Source organism: Campylobacter australis, assembly GCF_050586305.1.
Lineage (GTDB): Bacteria > Campylobacterota > Campylobacteria > Campylobacterales > Campylobacteraceae > Campylobacter_A.
This window is the reverse complement of sequence record NZ_JAXUAA010000003.1, coordinates 1-19,160: the sequence shown is the minus strand read 5'-3', so window position 1 is coordinate 19,160 and position 19,160 is coordinate 1. Positions and strand designations below refer to the sequence as shown.

The following is a 19,160-nucleotide window of genomic DNA, read 5'->3' as shown; positions in this document are numbered from 1 at the left end:
TCTACCTTTTTAACTGCGATTTTAGCCAAATTTCGCTAAAATCAAGGCAAATTTTTATAAAAAAGGTCAAACATGATAAGCTACAAAGATGCTGGTGTTGATATAGATGCGGGAAATGAGTTTGTAAATGCGATAAAACCACATGTTAAAGCCACTTCTACGCCACTAGTTTTGGGTGGTATCGGCTCATTTTCAGGTGCCATAAAACTCCCAAGCGGATATAAAAATCCAGCAATCTTAGCTGCAACAGATGGAGTTGGAACAAAACTGCACCTAGCAATAGATGCCAACAAGCTTGACACTGTGGGTGAAGACTTAGTCGCAATGTGTGTAAATGACCTGATTTGCAACTTTGCAACGCCTCTGTTTTTTTTGGATTATTACGCCACAGCAAAGCTTGACATAAAGTCTGCCGAGATCGTAGTAAAGGGTATCGCAAATGGCTGCGTAAAAGCAAAATGCGCCCTTATAGGCGGCGAGACAGCCGAGATGCCTTCTATGTATGAAAAGGGCGACTTTGATCTGGCTGGATTTGCCGTAGGTATGGCAGAACAAGATGAGATAGACCGCACAAAATTTGTAAATGAAGGCGATATTTTGGTAGCTTTACCTTCAAGCGGACTGCACTCAAATGGCTACTCACTAGCACGCAAAGTCGTGAGCGAAAAAAGGTTAAAATTTGATGATATGCTTGGCGATGAACGCCTTATAGACCTACTTTTAAAACCGACTAGAATTTATGTGTCTGAATTTTTAGCTTTAAAAGACAAAATCAACGCTTTGGCACATATCACGGGTGGTGGCTTGGTTGAAAATCTACCACGGGTTTTTCCTGAAGGGCTTGGCGCAAGAATAGATAAAAGTGCTATCAAAATGCCAAAAATTTATGAAATTTTTAACGGCATAGTAGATGAAAGCGAACTTTATCGTACATTTAATACTGGCGTTGGAATGGTGCTAGTCGTTTCAAAAGAAAATCTTGACTTTGTCTTGAAAAATAGCGATGGCTACACTATCGGTGAAGTTATAAAAGCTAAAGGCGTGGAGCTGGTATAGCATTGTTTGGTTACACTGCTAACACAAAATTGATAGATAGTACAACCAATTATTACAAAATAAACACTTTCTCCATTTAAACACACTCTATCTGATATGTTGCAATTTGCTTGGAATATGTAAAATATTATCGAACTTTTTAAATATATTTCTCCAAAAAGCTTAGAAATTTTAGAAAAAACACTAACACAAAATAAACTAAAAAATTAAAAATTAAACGCTATTTTAGGTAAAATTTTAACATAACTAAAAATTTATAAACAGCTAGCATAAATAATTAAATTAAAAAATAAAGCCCCATATTAGGGGCTAAAATTTAAATTTTACTCACTTATAGTACTTTTAGGTAGTCTAAAAAATAGTACTAAAACGAGTATCGACGAGATTACGCCAATAATCGTTGAGGTTGTCATATCAAGTCTAAAACCGATCTTTTCGTATGCCAAATATGTCGTTACAACTGTTGTCATAAATAGTGCAGGAATCGTTGCGATCCAGTGAAATTTACCGCTCTTATAAAGATATGCCGAAGCTGTCCAGAGCATGATGGCCGCTGTTGTTTGATTTGCCCAGCCAAAATATCGCCAAATAGTTTGAAAATCAACCTGTGAAAGCACGATACCAACGGCAAATAGCGGTATGGAGATAAGTAAGCGTTTTGATATGTCTTTTTGTTGCATATTAAAAAAGTCAGCGATGATAAGCCTTGCTGATCTAAATGCCGTATCACCAGAAGTTATCGGTAAAATGACCACACCTAAAATAGCAATGATACCGCCAACACCACCAAGAAGTGCTATTGAAATTTCATGCACCACGCCAGCTGGAGTTGATTTGCTTATAACCTCTTGAAGTGCTGCAGATGACTCATAAAAGCTAAGACCAAGAGTACACCAAATAAGTGCTATCGCGCCCTCAAGTATCATCGCACCATAAAATATCATACGCCCTGACTTCTCATCAGCTATACAACGAGCCATTAGCGGTGATTGCGTAGCGTGAAAGCCAGATATTGCACCACATGAGATAGTAACAAAAAGCAACGGCCAAATCGGCAATCCCTTCGGATCAAAATTCGTCATAAAATCAAGACCATACGAGTAAAACGGCTTGTCACTCAGCATAAGTCCAATAGTTAATCCAAATGACATAAACAGCAACAAAGCCCCAAAAAATGGATATAGTCTCCCGATGATCTTACTTATAGGCATAAGCGTTGCAAGGATATAATAGGCAAAAATGATGCCAACCCAGATCATCACATCTAGCGATGTTAAATTTGAAAGTAGCTTTGCAGGACCTGTTACAAAAACTACGCCCACAAGTACCAAAAGCAAAAGCGCAAAGACATTCATAAAGTGTTTTGCCCATTTGCCAAGATGATCACCAACTACGCTAGGAACTGACGCACCATTTGATCTAACACTTAGCATACCAGAAAAATAGTCATGCACGGCCCCAGCAAATATACAGCCGATAACTATCCAAAGCATAGCTACTGGTCCATAAAGCGCACCTAAAATCGGACCAAAAACAGGACCAAGCCCAGCGATGTTAAGTAGCTGTATGAGAAAGACCTTTGTATTTGACATACTCATGTAATCAACACCATCAGCAAGCTCGTGTGCTGGAGTTTTTCGATTTGGATTGATGACGAAAATTTTCTCAACAATCTTGCCATATGTAAAGTATGCCAATACAAGCAATGCCAAGCAGAAAAAGAACCAAAGCATATTTCCTCCTCAAAATGGAATTTTTTCTTAATTATATAATATAATTTAAAAATTTTCGTAAGAATTTTATAAAATTTTTCTTTTATTGATTTAAAATTGTGTAAAAATTTAGGCTAAAGAGCTATTATTATATAAATACAAACCTCCTTTCTATAAAACCCCTATATGAAAAAGGGGTTTTATATTATTTTTCCTAAAATATCTTAAATATAAAAATTAATTTTAAAAAATCATAATTTAAAGTAAAAAATTTGACAAATACTTTAAAATAAGGGCTAAATTTATTTTATAAACTTAAAATTAAAATGAAATTTTTTTGTATTTTATGATAAGTATTATTATTTAATAATAAATAAGGCTATTTAACTTTAAGGTTATTTTACCTATAATTTTGCATTCAATAAACCAAAATTTTAAAGACAAAAGATGAAACAAATCCTAAAACGAGATGGCACAGCACAAGAATATCTACCATATAAAATCGCAGATGCGATAAAAAAAGCATTTGAAAGCGAAAGCAAAAAATACGATGAAAAAGTATTTCTAGATGTTATGGGACATGTTTTTGATAAGGAAATTTTAGCAGTCGAAGACATCCAAGACTACATAGAAGCGGCTCTTTTTAAGGCTGGATATTTTGATGTTTTAAAAAGCTTTATGCTCTACCGCCACACGCACAAGATGCAACGAGAGCAAATTCTAGGGCTAAACGACGACACCACCTACATCAACTCAACTCAGACGATAAATGAATACATAAACGGCACGGATTGGCGAATCTCAGCCAACTCAAACACAAGCTACTCAAACGCTGGACTTATCAACAACACCGCAGGAAAAGTCATCGCAAACTACTGGCTAGATGCCGTTTATAGCAAAGAAGAAGGTGCGGCACACCGTAACGGCGACTACCACATACATGACCTTGACTGCCTAACTGGATACTGCGCTGGTTGGTCACTTAGAGCACTTTTAAACGAGGGCTTTAACGGCGTTCGTGGGCGTGTCGAGAGCCGTCCACCAAAGCACTTTCGCGAGGCGCTTAGCCAGATGGCAAATTTTTTAGGAATTTTACAAAGCGAGTGGGCTGGAGCACAGGCATTTTCTAGCTTTGATACATATCTTGCACCTTATGTTTTTAAAGATGATCTAAGTGATGCGGAGATAAAAAAGGCGATAACTAGCTTTGTTTTTAACCTAAATGTCCCTGCACGCTGGGGGCAAAGTCCATTTACAAATGTAACAATCGACATTACCTGTCCAGACGATCTAAAACCACAAATTCCAACATCAAACGATGAGCATTTATTTAAAAATTTTAACGATGAAAATGCCTTAAAACGAGCAAATGAGCGTGGCAAAAAAGCACTTTGCGATATGACTTATGGTGACTTTGAGCCAGAGATGAGACGCATAACAAAGGCATTTTACGAGGTGCTAACAGCTGGGGATAAAAACTCACAGCCATTTACATTTCCGATACCAACCGTAAATATCACTGAAGAATTTGATTGGGATAGCGATGTGGCTGAGGTTTTGTTTGAAAATACAGCAAAAATGGGCTCAAGCTACTTTCAAAATTTTGTTGGCTCTCAGTATAAAACAGACGAAAATGGTAATAAAATTTTAAACGAAGCCGCCTATAAGCCGGGGCATGTTCGCTCTATGTGTTGCCGTTTGCAGCTTGATTTGCGTGAGCTTTTAAAGCGTGGTGGCGGACTTTTTGGAAGTGCAGAGATGACTGGCAGTATCGGCGTGGTAACGATAAATTTAGCCCGTCTTGGCTATCTTTACAAGGATGATAAAAAAGGGCTTTACACACGGCTTGAATACCTGCTAGAACTAGCTAAATCAACGCTTGAAAAGAAACGAAAATTTATCCAAGAGATGTATGAGCGCGGACTGTATCCATACACGGCGAGATATTTAAAGCATTTTAACAACCATTTTAGCACGATCGGTATAAATGGTATGAACGAGTTACTACGAAATTTCACAAATGATAATGATGATATAGCGACTGAGTTTGGGCGTGAGTTTGCTTTGGAGATGATAAATTTCTTACGCGATAAGATCCGCGCATTTCAAGAGCAAACAGGCAACCTTTACAACCTTGAAGCAACCCCTGCCGAAGGCACGACATATCGCTTTGCAAAAGAGGATAAAAAACGCTATCCTAACATCATGCAAGCTGGTTTTGGCGAGAATATATACTATACAAACTCTACTCAGCTTCCAGCTAGCTACACCGACGACGCTTACGAGGCGCTTGATCTGCAAGATGAACTACAAAGCGCTTACACTGGCGGCACGGTATTTCACCTTTATATGAAGGAACGCATAAGCTCGGCGACGGCTTGTAAGAGTTTGGTTAAAAATATCATCACAAACTATAGCTTACCATATATTACGATCACGCCTGTATTTAGCGTCTGCGATAAGCACGGCTATATCGCTGGTGAGCATGAGTTTTGCCCACTTTGCGATGCGGAAATTTTAGAAAATCACAAAGGAGAAAACGATGAATAAAGATAAAATTTTAGAAAAATACGCTAGCGAGCGCACTAAATGTGTGGTCTATACACGCGTAATGGGCTATCATCGCCCAGTTGAGAGCTTTAACCTAGGCAAAAAAGGCGAACATAAAGAGAGAGTGAAATTCTGCGAAAAGTGTTAGTTGCTCGTGAGTTTTGTTTTACTATGTGTCGTTGTACTTTTGTTTGTTTTACTGCGATGTACGATAGATGCGGTTCATTGCAAACTTATCGCCCATAGCCGTGCAATTTTGTGGGATTTGTTTGTGAATTTCACTTGATTGTAGTGAAATTTTGATAAGAATTTTGCCAAAATCTTGTTTTAAAAGTTTAAAACTTAGAAATTTATTATGAATGCTATCTATTCACTGACCCCTTTTACCATGACCGACTACCCTGACAAGATCGCGGCTGTTGCATGGTTTGCAGGGTGTAATATGCGTTGTGCCTACTGCTACAATACACCTGTTGTTCTTGCTAAATTTAATGAAACTTCAGTCCAAAACAATACAGAAATCTTAAGCTTACAGCAAAACGGCATTAGCGACGATGAATTTGTTCGCTTTCTTGATAAAAGAGTTGGTAAGCTTGATGGCGTTGTATTTAGTGGCGGAGAATGCACTCTTGCACGATCATTTTTACCACTAGCTCGTGAGGTAAAACAGCGAAATTTAGCCCTAAAAGTTGATACAAATGGCTCAAATTTGATCGTTTTAAAACAAGCCATAAGTGAAAATTTAATCGATTACATCGCGCTTGATTTTAAGGCGACAAAAGAGAAATTTCACGCCATAACTGGCTTAAATTTTTATGAAAATTTTATAAAAACGCTTGAGTTTTTGCTGGCAAACGATGTAAGCTTCGAAGTTCGCACGACTATTCATACTGATTTGCTAAACGAATATGACATTAGTCAAATGGCTGAAATTTTGTGGCAAAAAGGCTATATAGGTGAGTATTTTTTGCAAAATTTCCTTGACACGGGTAAGAATTTTGGTAACATTTGCAAGTCAAAAAACTGCTTTGATCCAACTAAAATCAATTCAAAAATACCGATAAAATTAAGAAATTTTCAGTAAAATTCTCAGTAAAGGAGCTAAGATGAAAATTTTATTTATCTGTCATGGAAATATCTGTCGCTCGACAATGGCTGAGTTTGTGATGAGAAATTTACTAGAGCAAAATAGTTTAGATGGTGAAATTTCAGTATTTTCTATGGCAACACATACAGATGAGATAGGCGAGCCGCCATACTACGAGACACTGCGAGTTTTGCGCGAAAATGGGCTAAAAGACTACCAGCACAAGGCAACTCAGGTGCAAAATGCAGACTATGACAGATACGATCTTATACTTTGTATGGACGATGAAGATATGCAAACTTTAGGCAAAATTTTTGCTGGAAAAGATATGAAAAAAGTGAAATTTTTACTCGAGTATTCTATACAAAATAAAGACAAGCCCCTAAAACATGCAGATCTTATCATCGCTGATCCGTATTACACTAGAAATTTTGAGCGATGTTTTTATGATGTAAGTCGTGCTTGCAAGGGGCTTTTAGCTCAAATTTTAAAATCTAAACCATAAACATTGCTTTTGCTAAAATAACTATCGCAAAACCAAAAATAAATGCAACAGTATGCAAATTTTCACGCATAAACTTCGGTGGCTGCTTGCCTAATGCACGATGTGATAGATTAAAAACAACACCACAAGCCAATATCAATGCCAAAATAACTTTTATCATAAGAAGTGTTTGAAGCGTTGTTTCAAAGTATCCACCAGCTTTTGATCCAACCCATGTACTCATCATCATACCACCTGAAAGTATAAGTAAAAGTAGGCAAAGTGGCATGATCTTTATAGCTTTTGAAGTTATGGCAGCTTTTACACGCTCGAATTCATCGCCTAAAATATTTTTAAGACGAGAAAATATAACAACATCAAAAAAGATGTAACCTAAAAAAATGATCGCACAGATGATATGTACGAGCTTTGCATATGGATATATCGCTTGCATTTTGATCCTTTTAAAAATTTAAAAGGCGCATTATAGACTATTTTTATCTTTTTTGCAATGAGCTATATCAATCAAAGATACATTCTCACTTCACTAACAAGAAATTCATAGACTCGTTGCTGAACAATTATCTCATCTTCACTACCAACCATAAGCCGTCTAAGATGGTCAAAATCGATCTTGCTTACATAGCGTTTGTGTGCTTTTAGCTCTTTGTCGATATTATTTAGCAACGCATCAAGCGTTAAATGGTCATTTTTCTTTATTTTTGCAACATATTCTTTTGTAAGTTGTATGAGAAAATCTATTCTATTTTGGTCATTTTCATAAATTTCAGTAGCAATCTGTGTTAAAATTTCAAAGTCATCATCATCTGGAGAGAGTTTTGCGCCAATTATAGCTGCAAAGATTTTTGCACGAAATTCCAAAGACTTATGATGATAGACTAAAAACTCACGAAAAGCCGATAAAAAACGAAATTTAAAGCCCATTTTTACACCACTTTTTAAAATTTGCTATTTTCAAAGATCTCACTCAGTCTATTAAAAAGAGTTGAGCCGATATTGTATTTATTAAAAAACTTACGAAGTTGTGCGTCTAAGCCATTTTCTAAACAGTAAACAAAGAGTGCTGGCATAATGAGTAAAGTTTGTAAATTTTCGCTCTTTTTTAGGGTATAAATCGCGATATTTTCATCATTTATAAACTCATAAAATTTATGTAAAAAAGATCTAAAATTTAGTGAATTTACCCCTTGATTTAGATGAAAAGTATTAAGCCCGACATCTTTTACATACTGCGTGTAAATCTCGCACTCTTGGATATCTATATCAATAGAAATAGCCAAGCCTAGTTCCTTTTGAGATTTTTTTAAGATATTTTGATATGTGTCAGATTTTATAAAATTTATAATATCTAAAGTATCCATTTACATCCTTTTACTAAGTTTTAAGCATTTTTTTAGTAACATTTCAACCGCTCCTTCTTAGACCTGTGCAATGCTTTTTATGAGCACCGCTTCAGGGTGGGAACACAGCAGAGCACTTGTAATCAGTGTGTGCCGCAGTCATCTGAGAGGGGGTTTTACTAAACTTGACTTTTTAGATCAAAGTGCTCGCATAACCTTTCGCAAATTTCATAAAAATTTACACCATCTATGCTTGGTTTTTCTTTAAAATTCTTGTGCATATTTTTAAAACCATCGCTTAGCTCTTTTGACTTTACACCATAACTTATCGACATCCCAGCCTCAATATAAGCGGCTAACTTGTCACAATATTTCAAGGCTTTTCCATCGATGGCATTAAAGCGATTTTCATTGACATTTTCCATCATTCCATCATGTGGGATAATATTATTTTCAAATGTGCGGTTTTCAAACTCATCTTTTATAAATTTATCATCTTTTTTACGAATGCCTAAAATATAGCTAAAGTCTTCCCTAAAACTATCTGGGACAAATGGTAAAATTTTCTCATCAATAAGCTTCATCTCATACTCGCTAATGATCTCATTTAGTCCTTTTATGCCGTATTTTACAGGGCTTATAATATCACGAGTTAAACTCTCTGGAAGATCATGAAAAAGTGCACAAAAGAAGTTATTTTCAAGCCTTTTTTTACACGCTCCAACTTTAAGCGAATAAAAGTAGCTAAGTATAGCAACAACTAGCATATGCCCTAAAACAGCCGTTTCTGGTATCCTAGGAGTTTGAGCCCAACGCTTTTGAAAACGAAGACGCCCACTAAGATCAACAAGGCGTGCTAGCTTTTGATTCATAGCTATTTTTCTAACACCTATAAGCTCGTAATAATCCTCCATCTCTTCATCTACTTTGCTCTTTAGTTCATCAATATCATTTAAAAACTGACTTGTTTGATAAACTATGCTAAATTCCCAACGCGTTGCAAGGTAGCTTGCTGCCTTTAAGATAAGGCGCTCTTTTGAGTGTGTTTTGTCATCTTCTAGCAAATATGTACGCAATCTAGCTAAAAATTTACCATCCTCTATATCTTTTATAAGCTCTTCAAGCTCATTTGCCACCCACGCATTTACTTGCTCTTTTTTACTTTTTTGTATAAAATGAAAAACATCTGGACGGATGTCAGTCACGACAACACGACTTAAAAACTCAAAAATCCCAGCCTCGATGATGTAACTCATATCGACATCTTTTTCAAGATTGGCTATAAAATATGCGATGATAAATTTATGCGCTTGTTTGTCAAGCTCGACTAAATTTGTCATCTTTGGATAGTCGTTCCAGCGTGAGATAGAGGCCGCTTTAAAGATATGTTCGATAAGGCTTGGAGATATCATTTGTTTTTCTTAACCACACTTGCTTTACGATCGCCCTCATAACTTATCTTGCGAAAGCCATCACGAGCTACTCTTTTTGATTTTTCATCACCATCACGCTCAAATTTCTTACCTCTTAAGCCACCTTTATCACTATCTCGTCTAAAACTGCCTCTTAAACCGCTACTACCTCTTTTTTCATCTCTTGCTCTATCACGCTCGCGCTCTTCGATACGATGCGCGCCTGCACGGCGATTATCATCACGACTTTTTTCATCATCTGCGTTATTTTTTCCCTGTTTTTTAATAAGACTTTCAGATGAAATTTCAATCACAGTATGAACATTTCCTCTTGGGTTAAAGTCACCTACTATCCTCATATATCTTGGTTCAAGCTTACGGTAAAGTAAATCATAAATTTCATTTATACTATCTTCGTGACTTATGTTACGATTCATAAAACTATTTATATAAAGTTTTATAGTTTTTAGCTCAACCACAAATTTGTTTGGTATATAATCAACATATATCGTTGCAAAGTCAGGATAGCCAGAGCGTGGGCAAAGACAACAAAACTCAGGCAAAGTTATGCTTATCATATACTCTCGCTCATGTTTGTTTTCCCAAAACTCAAGGTCGGTTTCTGGATTAAAATTCTTAAAAATTTGTTCACCATATTTTAAATCTGGCTTTACATCTTGCTCTTGTTCATCATCTAATATCAAAATTTCTTTACTCATTTTTTGTTTTCCTTATTTTTAAATTTCAAGGCTTTTTGCCAACAATTTCTGCCTATTTTAGGCTCTCCTTATTATCTAAGATCCTTTGGTTTTTCTATAAAATAACCTTGAGCAAAGCTTACACCAAGGCTTTTTACAAGTTCAAAATTTTGTGTATTTTCTATAAATTTAACTATACTTTTTATGCCAATTTCTCTATAAATTTGACTAAAATTTCTTAAAGATACTTGTACTTTTTTATCTAAAAGTGTTTTACTTATGGAAATATCATAAGATATAAACTCTACATCAAGTACAAAAAGTGCGTTAAAACAGACATTTGTCCCACAAAATTGTGATAAACAAAATCTAAATCCAAGTTTTTTATACTCACTTAAAAACTCATTCAACCTTCCAAAATTTTCGCTATTTTGCCTACTAAAATCAAAAATGATATTTTTAGCTTCTAGCTTTTTTTCCAAAACAAGCTCTTTAATAAAATTTAAAAAAGTCGTATCTTTTAGAGAATTTTGACTAACTTCAATGATATATATTTTATCTTTTTGAACAAGGTTTAAGAAATTTAAGATATTATTTTTATCAAGTACTATCTCGATCTCATTTTGCATAGCTATCTCTATAAACTTTGAACGAGCGATATTTCCTAAACTTCTTGTTTGTAATGTAGATATTACTAAATTTAGCTCATCTTGGTTTTGAAGGCTTAATATTTTTTGAGTTTTATAAATAAATTTTTGTTCTTTTATGGCTTCTAAAACCTCTTTTTCTATATGTAAAAAATCGGCTTTGTCAGCTTTATTTTTATATTTTAATTCATTTATTAAAAAATTTATACTTTTGCTAAGATCACTATTTTGCAAAGCATTAATGGCTAAAAAATCGATATCTATACTTATATTTTCATTTTGCATATTTTTTGAAAAAATAGTTAAAATATGTGTTAGATACGAACTTTGCGCATATACATATAGCAAAAATGAACTGGCATTATAGTGTCCTATTATGCTTTTTACACTATTTTTTTTAAGAAAATCTTTAAGTTTAAAGATACTATCTTTTAGAATTTCATCGCCCTTATTTATGCCATATATATCAGAAATTTCACTTAGATTTTTAATCTTTAATAAAACTAAACTTTGATTTTTATCAGCTTTTAAAACAAGCTCACTAAAAATTTGTTCTGTTTTTTTACGATTTAAAAAGCTTAAAGTATTATCTAAAATAGTGTTTTTAAAACTTTGATATATCAGGTAAAAAGTGTAGAAAATATAAACTACAACAAGTAAAATAAAAAGAAAAATTTCATGAGTTTGGATATTATCATTTGTAAAAAAAATATAGCCAACAAATAAAACTAATATTATAAATGGAAATGAGATCTTCAGCGCTGTTTTAAAACGCTGAGTTCTCTCTAAATTTATTGCAAACATCAAATGTCCAAATGTTTTACATCTTTTGCATGCTCTTGGATATAATTTCGGCGCGGTTCAACCTCATCGCCCATAAACAGGTTAAATGTATCACTAGCACTTTGTGCATCTTTTATACTTATACGAAGTAAGCGACGATTTTCAGGATTCATCGTCGTTTCCCAAAGCTGATCAGGATTCATTTCACCTAGACCTTTATATCGCTGAATTTTTACATTATTTCCTTTTTTGGCATTTTCTGTTACACTGTGTAAAACATCTATCATATCTCTACCGCCAAAATCTATCTCACGCTCTTTTAGCTTTTTATAAATATGTAATGCTTCTTCGTAAAGTGGGTTAGCAAAAAGGTTGTCGTTGATATAAAATTCTTCCAAACCATTTTCAGTTTGTATATAAATTCTTATCTCCTCATTATTTACATAGGAATTTAATATATTATAACCCTTTTCTTTTAAAAACTTACTCAAAATTTCAAATATCTCAGCATAGTTTTTGCCTATTATGTCTGGATTTTCTATCATATATCTAAGGGCAACAAGCAAGTTAAAACGCTTTGCAAGCTCGTTTAAGACATTATCATAAGCAACAACTATTTTTAAAAAGTCAATCAAATCATTTGTCCCAACACCTTCAAATTCCATACCTTCAATACCAGTTTGTATAAGAAATTCATTTAATGCTTTATCATCTTTTAAATAAACCTCTTTTTTACCCTTTTCATATCGATAAAGTGGTGGCTGAGCTAGATAGATATAACCCTTTTCAACAACCTCATGTAAGAATCTAAAGAAAAATGTAAGAAGCAGCGTTTGGATATGGCTTCCATCAACATCAGCATCAGTCATTATAATTATCTTATGATATCGCAAACGCTCTGCATCAAACTCATCACCGATACCACAACCAAGCGCTGTTATCATATTTTTTATCTCTTCAGATTTTAAAATTTTATCTAGGCGTGATTTTTCAACATTTAAAATTTTACCCCTAAGTGGTAAAATAGCTTGAAAAACTCTATCACGACCCTGTTTTGCTGAACCGCCCGCAGAATCGCCCTCGACTAAATAAAGCTCACTAATAGTTGCATCTTTACTTTGACAATCAGCTAACTTTCCAGGTAAAGTTCCTACACTAAAGCTCTCTTTTTTACGAGTAAGATCTCTTGCTTTTTTAGCAGCTTCCCTACCACGAGCAGCCATGAGAGCTTTATTCATGATAGCTCTAGCTTCGATAGGATTTTCTTCAAAATACTTTGTTAAAACTTCAAAAACCATCTTTTGAACAATAGGTTTAACATAGCTTGAACCAAGTTTTCCCTTTGTTTGCCCCTCAAACTGCGGTTCAGGCACCTTTACACTTACAACCGCTATAAGACCTTCTCTAATATCATCGCCAGTTATCTTTGTATCTTTCTCACGAGCAGCTGCATTTGATGAAATATAGTTTGTAATAACACGAGTTAATCCCGCTCTAAAACCAGCCTCATGTGTTCCACCATCTGGAGTTTTAATGTTATTTACAAAGCTAAGTAAATTTTCACTATATGTTTCGTTATAAAGTAGAGCAAAATCAACTATAATATCCTCTTCACCACCGCTAAAACTAACAGCTTTGCTAACTGCATTTGATCTATTCATATCGCTTACAAAGCTTTCAAGACCACCTTCAAAGTGATAACTTTCACTAAATCCATCGCGTTGATCTTTAAAATTTATATTTATTTTTGGATTAAGATAAGCAAGTTCGCGAAAGCGTTTTGCAAGTGTATCACGCTCAAATTCAGTTACTTCGAAAATTTCATCATCCACAAAAAACTCAACCGAAGTTCCAGTGCGATTTGTAGTTTTTATCACTTCAAGCCCAGTTGTTGGTATACCTTTAGCAAACTCTTGTCTATAAGTATTTCCTTGGCGTTTTATAGTTAAAATAAGCTTTTTAGAAAGTGCGTTTACAACAGAAACACCAACACCATGAAGACCTCCAGAAACTTTATATGTATCTTTATCAAATTTTCCGCCTGCATGAAGTACTGTTAAAACAACTGTTGCAGCTGGTAAGTTTTCAGTTGGGTGCATATCAACTGGAATTCCACGACCATTATCAGTAACTATACAGCTACCTTCTTTTGTTATCTCAACATCTATAGTATCACAATACCCTGCCATTGCTTCATCTATCGAGTTATCTACTACTTCGTAGATCATATGGTGGAGACCACCGATATTTGTATCTCCAATATACATACCAGGACGCTTTCGGACAGCTTCAAGCCCTTTTAAAACTTTGATATTTCCAGCATCATAAATTTGTTCTGACATATTTTCTCTTTCTTATTTTATTGTTATTGGCATTACGACAGTTTTAAGCTCTTTTGAACTAACAACAAAAGCTAAATTTATATCATTAAAACCTAACTCAAATTCATTATCTTCTATACTTTGTAAAAAGTCAAGTAAATATCGGTTTTTAATACCAATATAAATTTGTTCATCAAGACTTGTGTTGTATTCTATCGTTGTTTTTGCTTCAGAGTTATCTTCAATAATACTTTCAAATGTAATACTCTCAGGAGCAAAAGTAATTTTCATAGTATCGCTTAACATTGATATAGTTTTTATACCATCTACCATTTTATCTCGATTTAAAACTATTCTCTTTTTTATCTCTTTTGGTACGACACGCTCATAATCTGGGAATTTTCCATTTATAAGCTTTGTAAAGAACTCAAAATTTGAACTTTGAGCTATTAATATATTTTCATCATAGTAAATTTCTATCTTATCAAAAAATAGTTTTTGTATCTCACTTATAGCTTTTTTAGGGATAATGATAGAAAACTCACGCTCAGTTGGTGTTTCAAATCTAAATACACTAAGTCGTTTTGTATCAGTTCCTACGATATTTATAAAATTTTCTTTTATATCTAGTAAAGCTCCATTTAGTTCAAATTTTGGATTATTACTATCTATACTAGGAAGTATCTTTTTAAGGCTTCTTCCAAGCATAACAGCGTCTATGTCAAATTTAGCTTTTCCTTCGATGGTTGGAAAAGATGGGAAGTCTTCAAATTTATACATAGGAAGTTTGTATTTTGAGTTTTTTTGTTTTACATAAAGGTAGTTATTTAGACTTTCAAGCATAACATCTTCATCTTTTAAACTTCGTATTATGTCAAGTAGTTTTTTGCCATTTGCTGTTGCGTAGCCTTCATCTATTATCTTTGCGTTACTAAGTTTATATGCAAGTCCTATTTCATGGTCAGTTGCACGAATATTTAAAACTCCATCTTTAGCACTAATATAAATGTGACTTGTTATAGCACTTAAATCTCTTTTTTCAAGATATGGGTTTGTGTTTGTAACAATACTTTCAAGGACATTTTTATTTATTGTAACTTTCATATTTTTTCTCCGTTTGTTTTTAAATTTCTTTTAGTAGTAATAGTAGGCTTGTTGAAAAAGTGAAAATCTGCTTTTACGCCCTTTATTTGGTTATTTAAGGCGTGAATAAAATTTTCATTTTTTTCACATTTATTCACAAATTTCATCTTTTATTTTATCCTTTTGTTAGAATTTTATTTTTTATTTCTTCGACTTTTAATTTTAAAATTTCATCATTTTCTATGAGTTCATTTATCTTTTTTATATTTTTACTAACATTGCTGTGATCGCCCATATTAAAGTAGTTTGCGATTTGTGGCATCGAATTTGTTGTTAAATTTCTAATTAAATAAATTGCTATTCTTCTTGTTTCTACGATATTTGCCACGCGTGATTTACTTTTTATATCGCTAGCTTTTATGTTTTGTTCTTTACAAACTACTTCAATAATGCGTTCTAAGCTTACATTTTCTAGCTTTTCTTTTAGTAAATCTTTTGTTATATTTTTTGCAAGCTCAAGTGTTATCTCTTCATTTAGCATCGTGTGATAGGCTTTTATATTATTTATAACCCCTTGAATTTCCCTTATATTATCTCCGATATGAGTTGTGATGTAGTTTATAATATCTGCTGATAAAGATAAATTGTTTATTTCACATTTTTTTTGCACGATGGCTATTTTAGTCATCAGATCTGGTGGATTTATATCTATCCTACCACCTGAGTCAAAGCGTGTAACTAAGCGTTCTTCAAAGCCTTTTAACATTTTTGGTGGCTTATCTGATGTCATAACTATCTGACCTTTTTTACTGTGAATTTCATTAAATGTGTGGAAAAATTCGTTTTGTATCTCTGTTGTCTTTCCTAAAAATTGAACATCGTCTATCAAAAGATAGTCGCACTCTCGGTATTTTTCACGAAATTTTTCCATCATGTTGTTTTTTAGGTTATAAATAAAATCATTCATAAAAACTTCACTTGTTACACAAATAACATTTTTCCCCATATTTAGACAAAAATTTCCTATTGAATGAAGTAAATGAGTTTTACCAAGCCCACTTTCTCCGTAGATAAATAGTGGATTATATTGCCCACCTGGTCTTTGAGCAACCTCTTTTGCTAGAAAAAATGCAACTTGATTTGTCTTGCCGACAACAAAATTTTCAAATGTATAATCTTGTATCAAATTTGTACTTTTTATCTTTTTCACATCAATTTTACTTGCTTTTAAACTAGCTTTGCGTATATTTTGTGTGGTTATATTTATAAGGGGTTTTCTGCCTGTTTTTACCTCATAAAAGTATGCTATTTTCTCAGCGTATTTTGTTTTTATAAATTTTGCTATAAGTTCGTTCGGGACATTATAAAATATAGTGTCATCGCTTGATGCTTTTTCGTTAAATTTGAGCTGTTTTATGTAAAATTCATACTCATTTGGAGAGATTTTCTCTTTAAGCATCTCTAAAATTTCATTTGCAAGCAAAACTAAACCTTTTTTATATTAAAATACGCTAACTAAATATTGTAGCCAAAATTTGATAAAATATTTGTTAAATATGGTAAAAAGTTATTCACTTATGTGAAAAAAATGTGAATAACTAATGAAAAGGATAGTATGAAAATTCTAGGTATTGACCCAGGTTCTCGTAACTGTGGATATGCTATTATAGAAAAAACTACAAGAAAAACCACACTTTTAGAAGCTGGACTTATTAAAATAAAACAAGATAGACTTCAATATCAAATCACCGAGCTTTGCGAGGGGCTTGATGTAATTTTTAAACATCATAGTTTTGAACATGTGGCGATTGAGGATATATTTTTTGCATTTAATCCAAAAACAGTCTTAAAGCTAGCACAGTTTCGCGGTGCATTAAGTCTTAAAATTTTACAACTACATGGTGATTTTGCTGAATATACACCACTTCAGGTAAAAAAAGCCGTCACTGGAAATGGCAAGGCTCAAAAGGAGCAAGTTGCGTTTATGGTAAAAAAAATACTTGGTATTACAAAAGATATAAAACCACTTGATATAACAGATGCTATCGCAGTTGCTTTAACTCATGCTAATACTATCCGTATAAGCTAAATTTCAGTTTTTTTACAAATACTTGCAAATAGTGCTCCTATAACATTTTGAATGATGCTAAAAAGTGCTGCTGGAAGTGCCGATATAACACCAAAATACTTCATCGCAAGTGCGGCACTAAGTCCTGAGTTTTGCACCCCAACTTCTATCGCAAGTGTCCTAGCAGTTTTTGTATCAAAACCAAAAATTATAGCGCTAGCATAACCACAAAACATACCAAGTGTATTATGAACTATTACGGCTATTATAATATTAATGCCTACTGTAGATAAATTTTGTGTATTTAAAGCAACTATCACAGCTACGATAAATATAATAGCGCTCATTGAGATAAGTGGCATAGCACGCTTAAAAAAGTGTAAGAATTTGCTAAAAAATGTATTAAGAAATATACCAATTACAAGCGGTAAAATGGTAATTTTTATAAGATCAAAAAGCATGCTTTGTATGGCAACTTCTACACTTTTTCCAAGATACAGACAAGTAAGAAATGGCATTAATACACATGAAATAACGGTAGAAGCTAGGGTCATACTAACAGAAAGTGCAAGATCACCCTTGGCTAGATAGGTTAGTACATTTGAAGCTGTTCCACCAGCACTTGTTCCTACTAATACCATACCTATGGTAAGGGCTTGACTAAGTTCAAAAACTATACTTATGCCAAGTGCTATGAGTGGCATAAATATAAACTGTACAGTAACACCAAGTATTATGGCAGATTTTTTGCTAGAAATACTTACAATATCTGTAAAATTTAGTGTCATACCCATGCCAAGCATTATAATCATTAAAAAGGTTACGATATGGTCTTTAAAAGGTGTGAAAATTTCGGGGAAAAAGTGTGCAAATACTGAAAAAATAAGCGCAATAATAGGATAAATAAGTGTTTTCATTCAATATCTTTGTACTTGTTGTTTGTATAAGTTTTTCATAGGTTTCCTCTAAAAATATTTGGCGTATTTTACACAAAATTTTTGATTTTTAAGCATTTTTGGAAAATTTTGTAATTTATGTTAAAATAAGTTTTGAAATGGTATAATCTCGAACTTATTCAGTGTGTCAAGGTAGCTCAGCTGGTTAGAGCGCTGGTCTCATAAGCCGGAGGTCGAGAGTTCAAGTCTCTCTCTTGACACCATCTCAAAACCCCCTAAAATACAGCGTTTTAACAAGTTTTTATCAAGAAAAGGTTAGCAATTTTTTTGCTTAAATATTGTCGAAAATTAAACATTTTGACAACATTTAGGGCACACTTGGGGCACACTTAATTTTTTATTATTTTTATAAGTTAATTTTAGAATTGTTTTATAAAAATAATCATATCTCCGTTGCTCTTCGCCCCCATCCTTTTTTATAAACAGCTAGTTTTTGATTTTTCTCTATTAGCCTGTTATAGTAAGCAAGCTCTAGCCTGTCATACTCTTTATTAAATTTAGCTTCATCGTAGCTATTTAATGCTCTTAGTGTTTGACCGCCAAAATAGCCATCATCAACCACTCCAACGACTCTTTGAGCTGTTTTGATAGCTTGCTTTACTCCAGCATTTACCGCAAAGCAAAAGATTTCATTGGCACAATGCTGACTAATTATCTCATCGCCACGCATCGCGTTCCAGAACTGCTCGCGGTAAAATTTAGCCACGAGCGCGCGTGTTTGCGCGTCTTTGTAAAGTAGCGTGCTAGCTTGGGCGATGTCTTGGGTTGTGTAAAGTGTGGCACGCACAACCTCCCAGCCCTGCCAGTTTGGGTGTGCTTTTTCATAAATTCCCATAAATGTTAAACCATTTTCAGTTGGGTTTTTATGCAGTGCGTTTTTGGGGTTGTTAAACTCAAAGCCTAGCATGAGTTCGTATGATTTGTTAAAATTTGCCATTTTAT

The 19,160-nt window shown here is 33.8% G+C and carries 19 protein-coding genes, 1 tRNA gene and 1 other RNA gene; 8 read left to right on the top strand and 13 right to left on the bottom strand.

Annotation, left to right across the window (positions count from 1 at the left end):
* The first annotated feature begins 72 nt into the window (after nucleotides 1-72).
* Complete coding sequence (gene purM / locus U5B17_RS05100) at nucleotides 73-1,056, top strand: phosphoribosylformylglycinamidine cyclo-ligase (protein WP_430804295.1); 984 nt, start codon at nucleotides 73-75, stop codon at nucleotides 1,054-1,056.
* 323 nt (nucleotides 1,057-1,379) lie between these two features.
* Here purM and U5B17_RS05095 read toward each other — a convergent pair whose 3' ends face one another.
* Nucleotides 1,380-2,789, bottom strand: coding sequence for a carbon starvation CstA family protein (locus U5B17_RS05095; protein ID WP_430804294.1), 1,410 nt, complete (start codon nucleotides 2,787-2,789; stop codon nucleotides 1,380-1,382).
* Between the two features lie 426 nt (nucleotides 2,790-3,215).
* On the opposite strand from U5B17_RS05095, the gene U5B17_RS05090 reads away from it, so the two are divergent.
* The 4 genes from U5B17_RS05090 to U5B17_RS05075 all read left to right on the top strand — a co-directional run bounded on the left by U5B17_RS05090 (nucleotide 3,216) and on the right by U5B17_RS05075 (nucleotide 6,910).
* Nucleotides 3,216-5,318, top strand: coding sequence for a ribonucleoside triphosphate reductase (locus U5B17_RS05090; RefSeq protein ID WP_430804293.1), 2,103 nt, complete (start codon nucleotides 3,216-3,218; stop codon nucleotides 5,316-5,318).
* Complete coding sequence (gene nrdD / locus U5B17_RS05085) at nucleotides 5,311-5,466, top strand: anaerobic ribonucleoside-triphosphate reductase (RefSeq protein WP_430804292.1); 156 nt, start codon at nucleotides 5,311-5,313, stop codon at nucleotides 5,464-5,466. Before U5B17_RS05090 ends, nrdD begins: the two co-directional genes overlap by 8 nt.
* A 207-nt stretch (nucleotides 5,467-5,673) precedes the next feature.
* Nucleotides 5,674-6,402: an anaerobic ribonucleoside-triphosphate reductase activating protein gene (locus U5B17_RS05080; protein WP_430804291.1), complete on the top strand. Its 729-nt coding sequence runs from the start codon at nucleotides 5,674-5,676 to the stop codon at nucleotides 6,400-6,402.
* A 22-nt stretch (nucleotides 6,403-6,424) separates the two neighbouring features.
* Nucleotides 6,425-6,910, top strand: coding sequence for a low molecular weight protein-tyrosine-phosphatase (locus tag U5B17_RS05075; protein ID WP_430804290.1), 486 nt, complete (start codon nucleotides 6,425-6,427; stop codon nucleotides 6,908-6,910).
* On the opposite strand, the gene U5B17_RS05070 is transcribed toward U5B17_RS05075, so the two are convergent.
* From U5B17_RS05070 to U5B17_RS05060, 3 genes are all read right to left on the bottom strand, one after another.
* The gene (locus U5B17_RS05070) at nucleotides 6,900-7,343 is read right to left on the bottom strand and encodes a copper resistance protein CopD (RefSeq protein ID WP_430804289.1); all 444 of its coding nucleotides are present in this window, start codon (nucleotides 7,341-7,343) and stop codon (nucleotides 6,900-6,902) included. The genes U5B17_RS05075 and U5B17_RS05070 overlap by 11 nt on opposite strands.
* A 71-nt stretch (nucleotides 7,344-7,414) precedes the next feature.
* Complete coding sequence (locus U5B17_RS05065) at nucleotides 7,415-7,834, bottom strand: hypothetical protein (protein WP_430804288.1); 420 nt, start codon at nucleotides 7,832-7,834, stop codon at nucleotides 7,415-7,417.
* Nucleotides 7,835-7,848: 14 nt separating this feature from the next.
* Nucleotides 7,849-8,271, bottom strand: coding sequence for a hypothetical protein (locus tag U5B17_RS05060; protein WP_430804287.1), 423 nt, complete (start codon nucleotides 8,269-8,271; stop codon nucleotides 7,849-7,851).
* Between the two features lie 54 nt (nucleotides 8,272-8,325).
* Here U5B17_RS05060 and ffs point away from each other — a divergent pair.
* An RNA gene (ffs, locus tag U5B17_RS05055) (signal recognition particle sRNA small type) lies at nucleotides 8,326-8,423 on the top strand.
* Between the two features lie 6 nt (nucleotides 8,424-8,429).
* On the opposite strand, the gene U5B17_RS05050 is transcribed toward ffs, so the two are convergent.
* From U5B17_RS05050 to dnaA, 7 genes are all read right to left on the bottom strand, one after another.
* On the bottom strand, nucleotides 8,430-9,662 hold the full coding sequence (locus U5B17_RS05050; RefSeq protein WP_430804286.1) for an HD domain-containing protein: 1,233 nt from the start codon (nucleotides 9,660-9,662) through the stop codon (nucleotides 8,430-8,432).
* Entirely contained in the window at nucleotides 9,659-10,381 is a 723-nt protein-coding gene (gene queF, locus U5B17_RS05045) for a preQ(1) synthase (protein WP_430804285.1), read from the bottom strand. Before queF ends, U5B17_RS05050 begins: the two co-directional genes overlap by 4 nt.
* 71 nt (nucleotides 10,382-10,452) lie before the next feature.
* On the bottom strand, nucleotides 10,453-11,811 hold the full coding sequence (locus tag U5B17_RS05040; RefSeq protein WP_430804284.1) for an EAL domain-containing protein: 1,359 nt from the start codon (nucleotides 11,809-11,811) through the stop codon (nucleotides 10,453-10,455).
* A complete protein-coding gene (gene gyrB / locus U5B17_RS05035) occupies nucleotides 11,811-14,132 on the bottom strand; it encodes a DNA topoisomerase (ATP-hydrolyzing) subunit B (RefSeq protein WP_430804283.1) in 2,322 nt (773 codons plus the stop codon). Before gyrB ends, U5B17_RS05040 begins: the two co-directional genes overlap by 1 nt.
* Before the next feature lie 12 nt (nucleotides 14,133-14,144).
* Complete coding sequence (gene dnaN, locus U5B17_RS05030) at nucleotides 14,145-15,215, bottom strand: DNA polymerase III subunit beta (RefSeq protein ID WP_430804282.1); 1,071 nt, start codon at nucleotides 15,213-15,215, stop codon at nucleotides 14,145-14,147.
* Nucleotides 15,212-15,361, bottom strand: coding sequence for a hypothetical protein (locus tag U5B17_RS05025; RefSeq protein ID WP_430804281.1), 150 nt, complete (start codon nucleotides 15,359-15,361; stop codon nucleotides 15,212-15,214). The genes dnaN and U5B17_RS05025 overlap by 4 nt, the downstream gene beginning before the upstream one ends.
* 8 nt (nucleotides 15,362-15,369) lie before the next feature.
* Nucleotides 15,370-16,677 (bottom strand): chromosomal replication initiator protein DnaA, encoded by a 1,308-nt coding sequence (gene dnaA / locus U5B17_RS05020; protein WP_430804280.1) that lies wholly within the window; start codon nucleotides 16,675-16,677, stop codon nucleotides 15,370-15,372.
* Nucleotides 16,678-16,809: 132 nt separating this feature from the next.
* Between dnaA and ruvC the strand changes: the two genes are divergently transcribed.
* Nucleotides 16,810-17,283 (top strand): crossover junction endodeoxyribonuclease RuvC, encoded by a 474-nt coding sequence (gene ruvC / locus U5B17_RS05015; RefSeq protein WP_430804279.1) that lies wholly within the window; start codon nucleotides 16,810-16,812, stop codon nucleotides 17,281-17,283.
* On the opposite strand, the gene U5B17_RS05010 is transcribed toward ruvC, so the two are convergent.
* Nucleotides 17,280-18,179 (bottom strand): bile acid:sodium symporter family protein, encoded by a 900-nt coding sequence (locus U5B17_RS05010; protein WP_430804278.1) that lies wholly within the window; start codon nucleotides 18,177-18,179, stop codon nucleotides 17,280-17,282. The two genes, ruvC and U5B17_RS05010, sit on opposite strands and share 4 nt — an antisense overlap.
* Before the next feature lie 165 nt (nucleotides 18,180-18,344).
* On the opposite strand from U5B17_RS05010, the gene U5B17_RS05005 reads away from it, so the two are divergent.
* Nucleotides 18,345-18,421, top strand: a tRNA-Met gene (locus tag U5B17_RS05005).
* A 179-nt stretch (nucleotides 18,422-18,600) separates the two neighbouring features.
* Here U5B17_RS05005 and U5B17_RS05000 read toward each other — a convergent pair.
* Nucleotides 18,601-19,160: glycoside hydrolase family 108 protein (locus U5B17_RS05000; RefSeq protein ID WP_430804277.1), on the bottom strand; the 560-nt coding region annotated here is incomplete at its 5' end.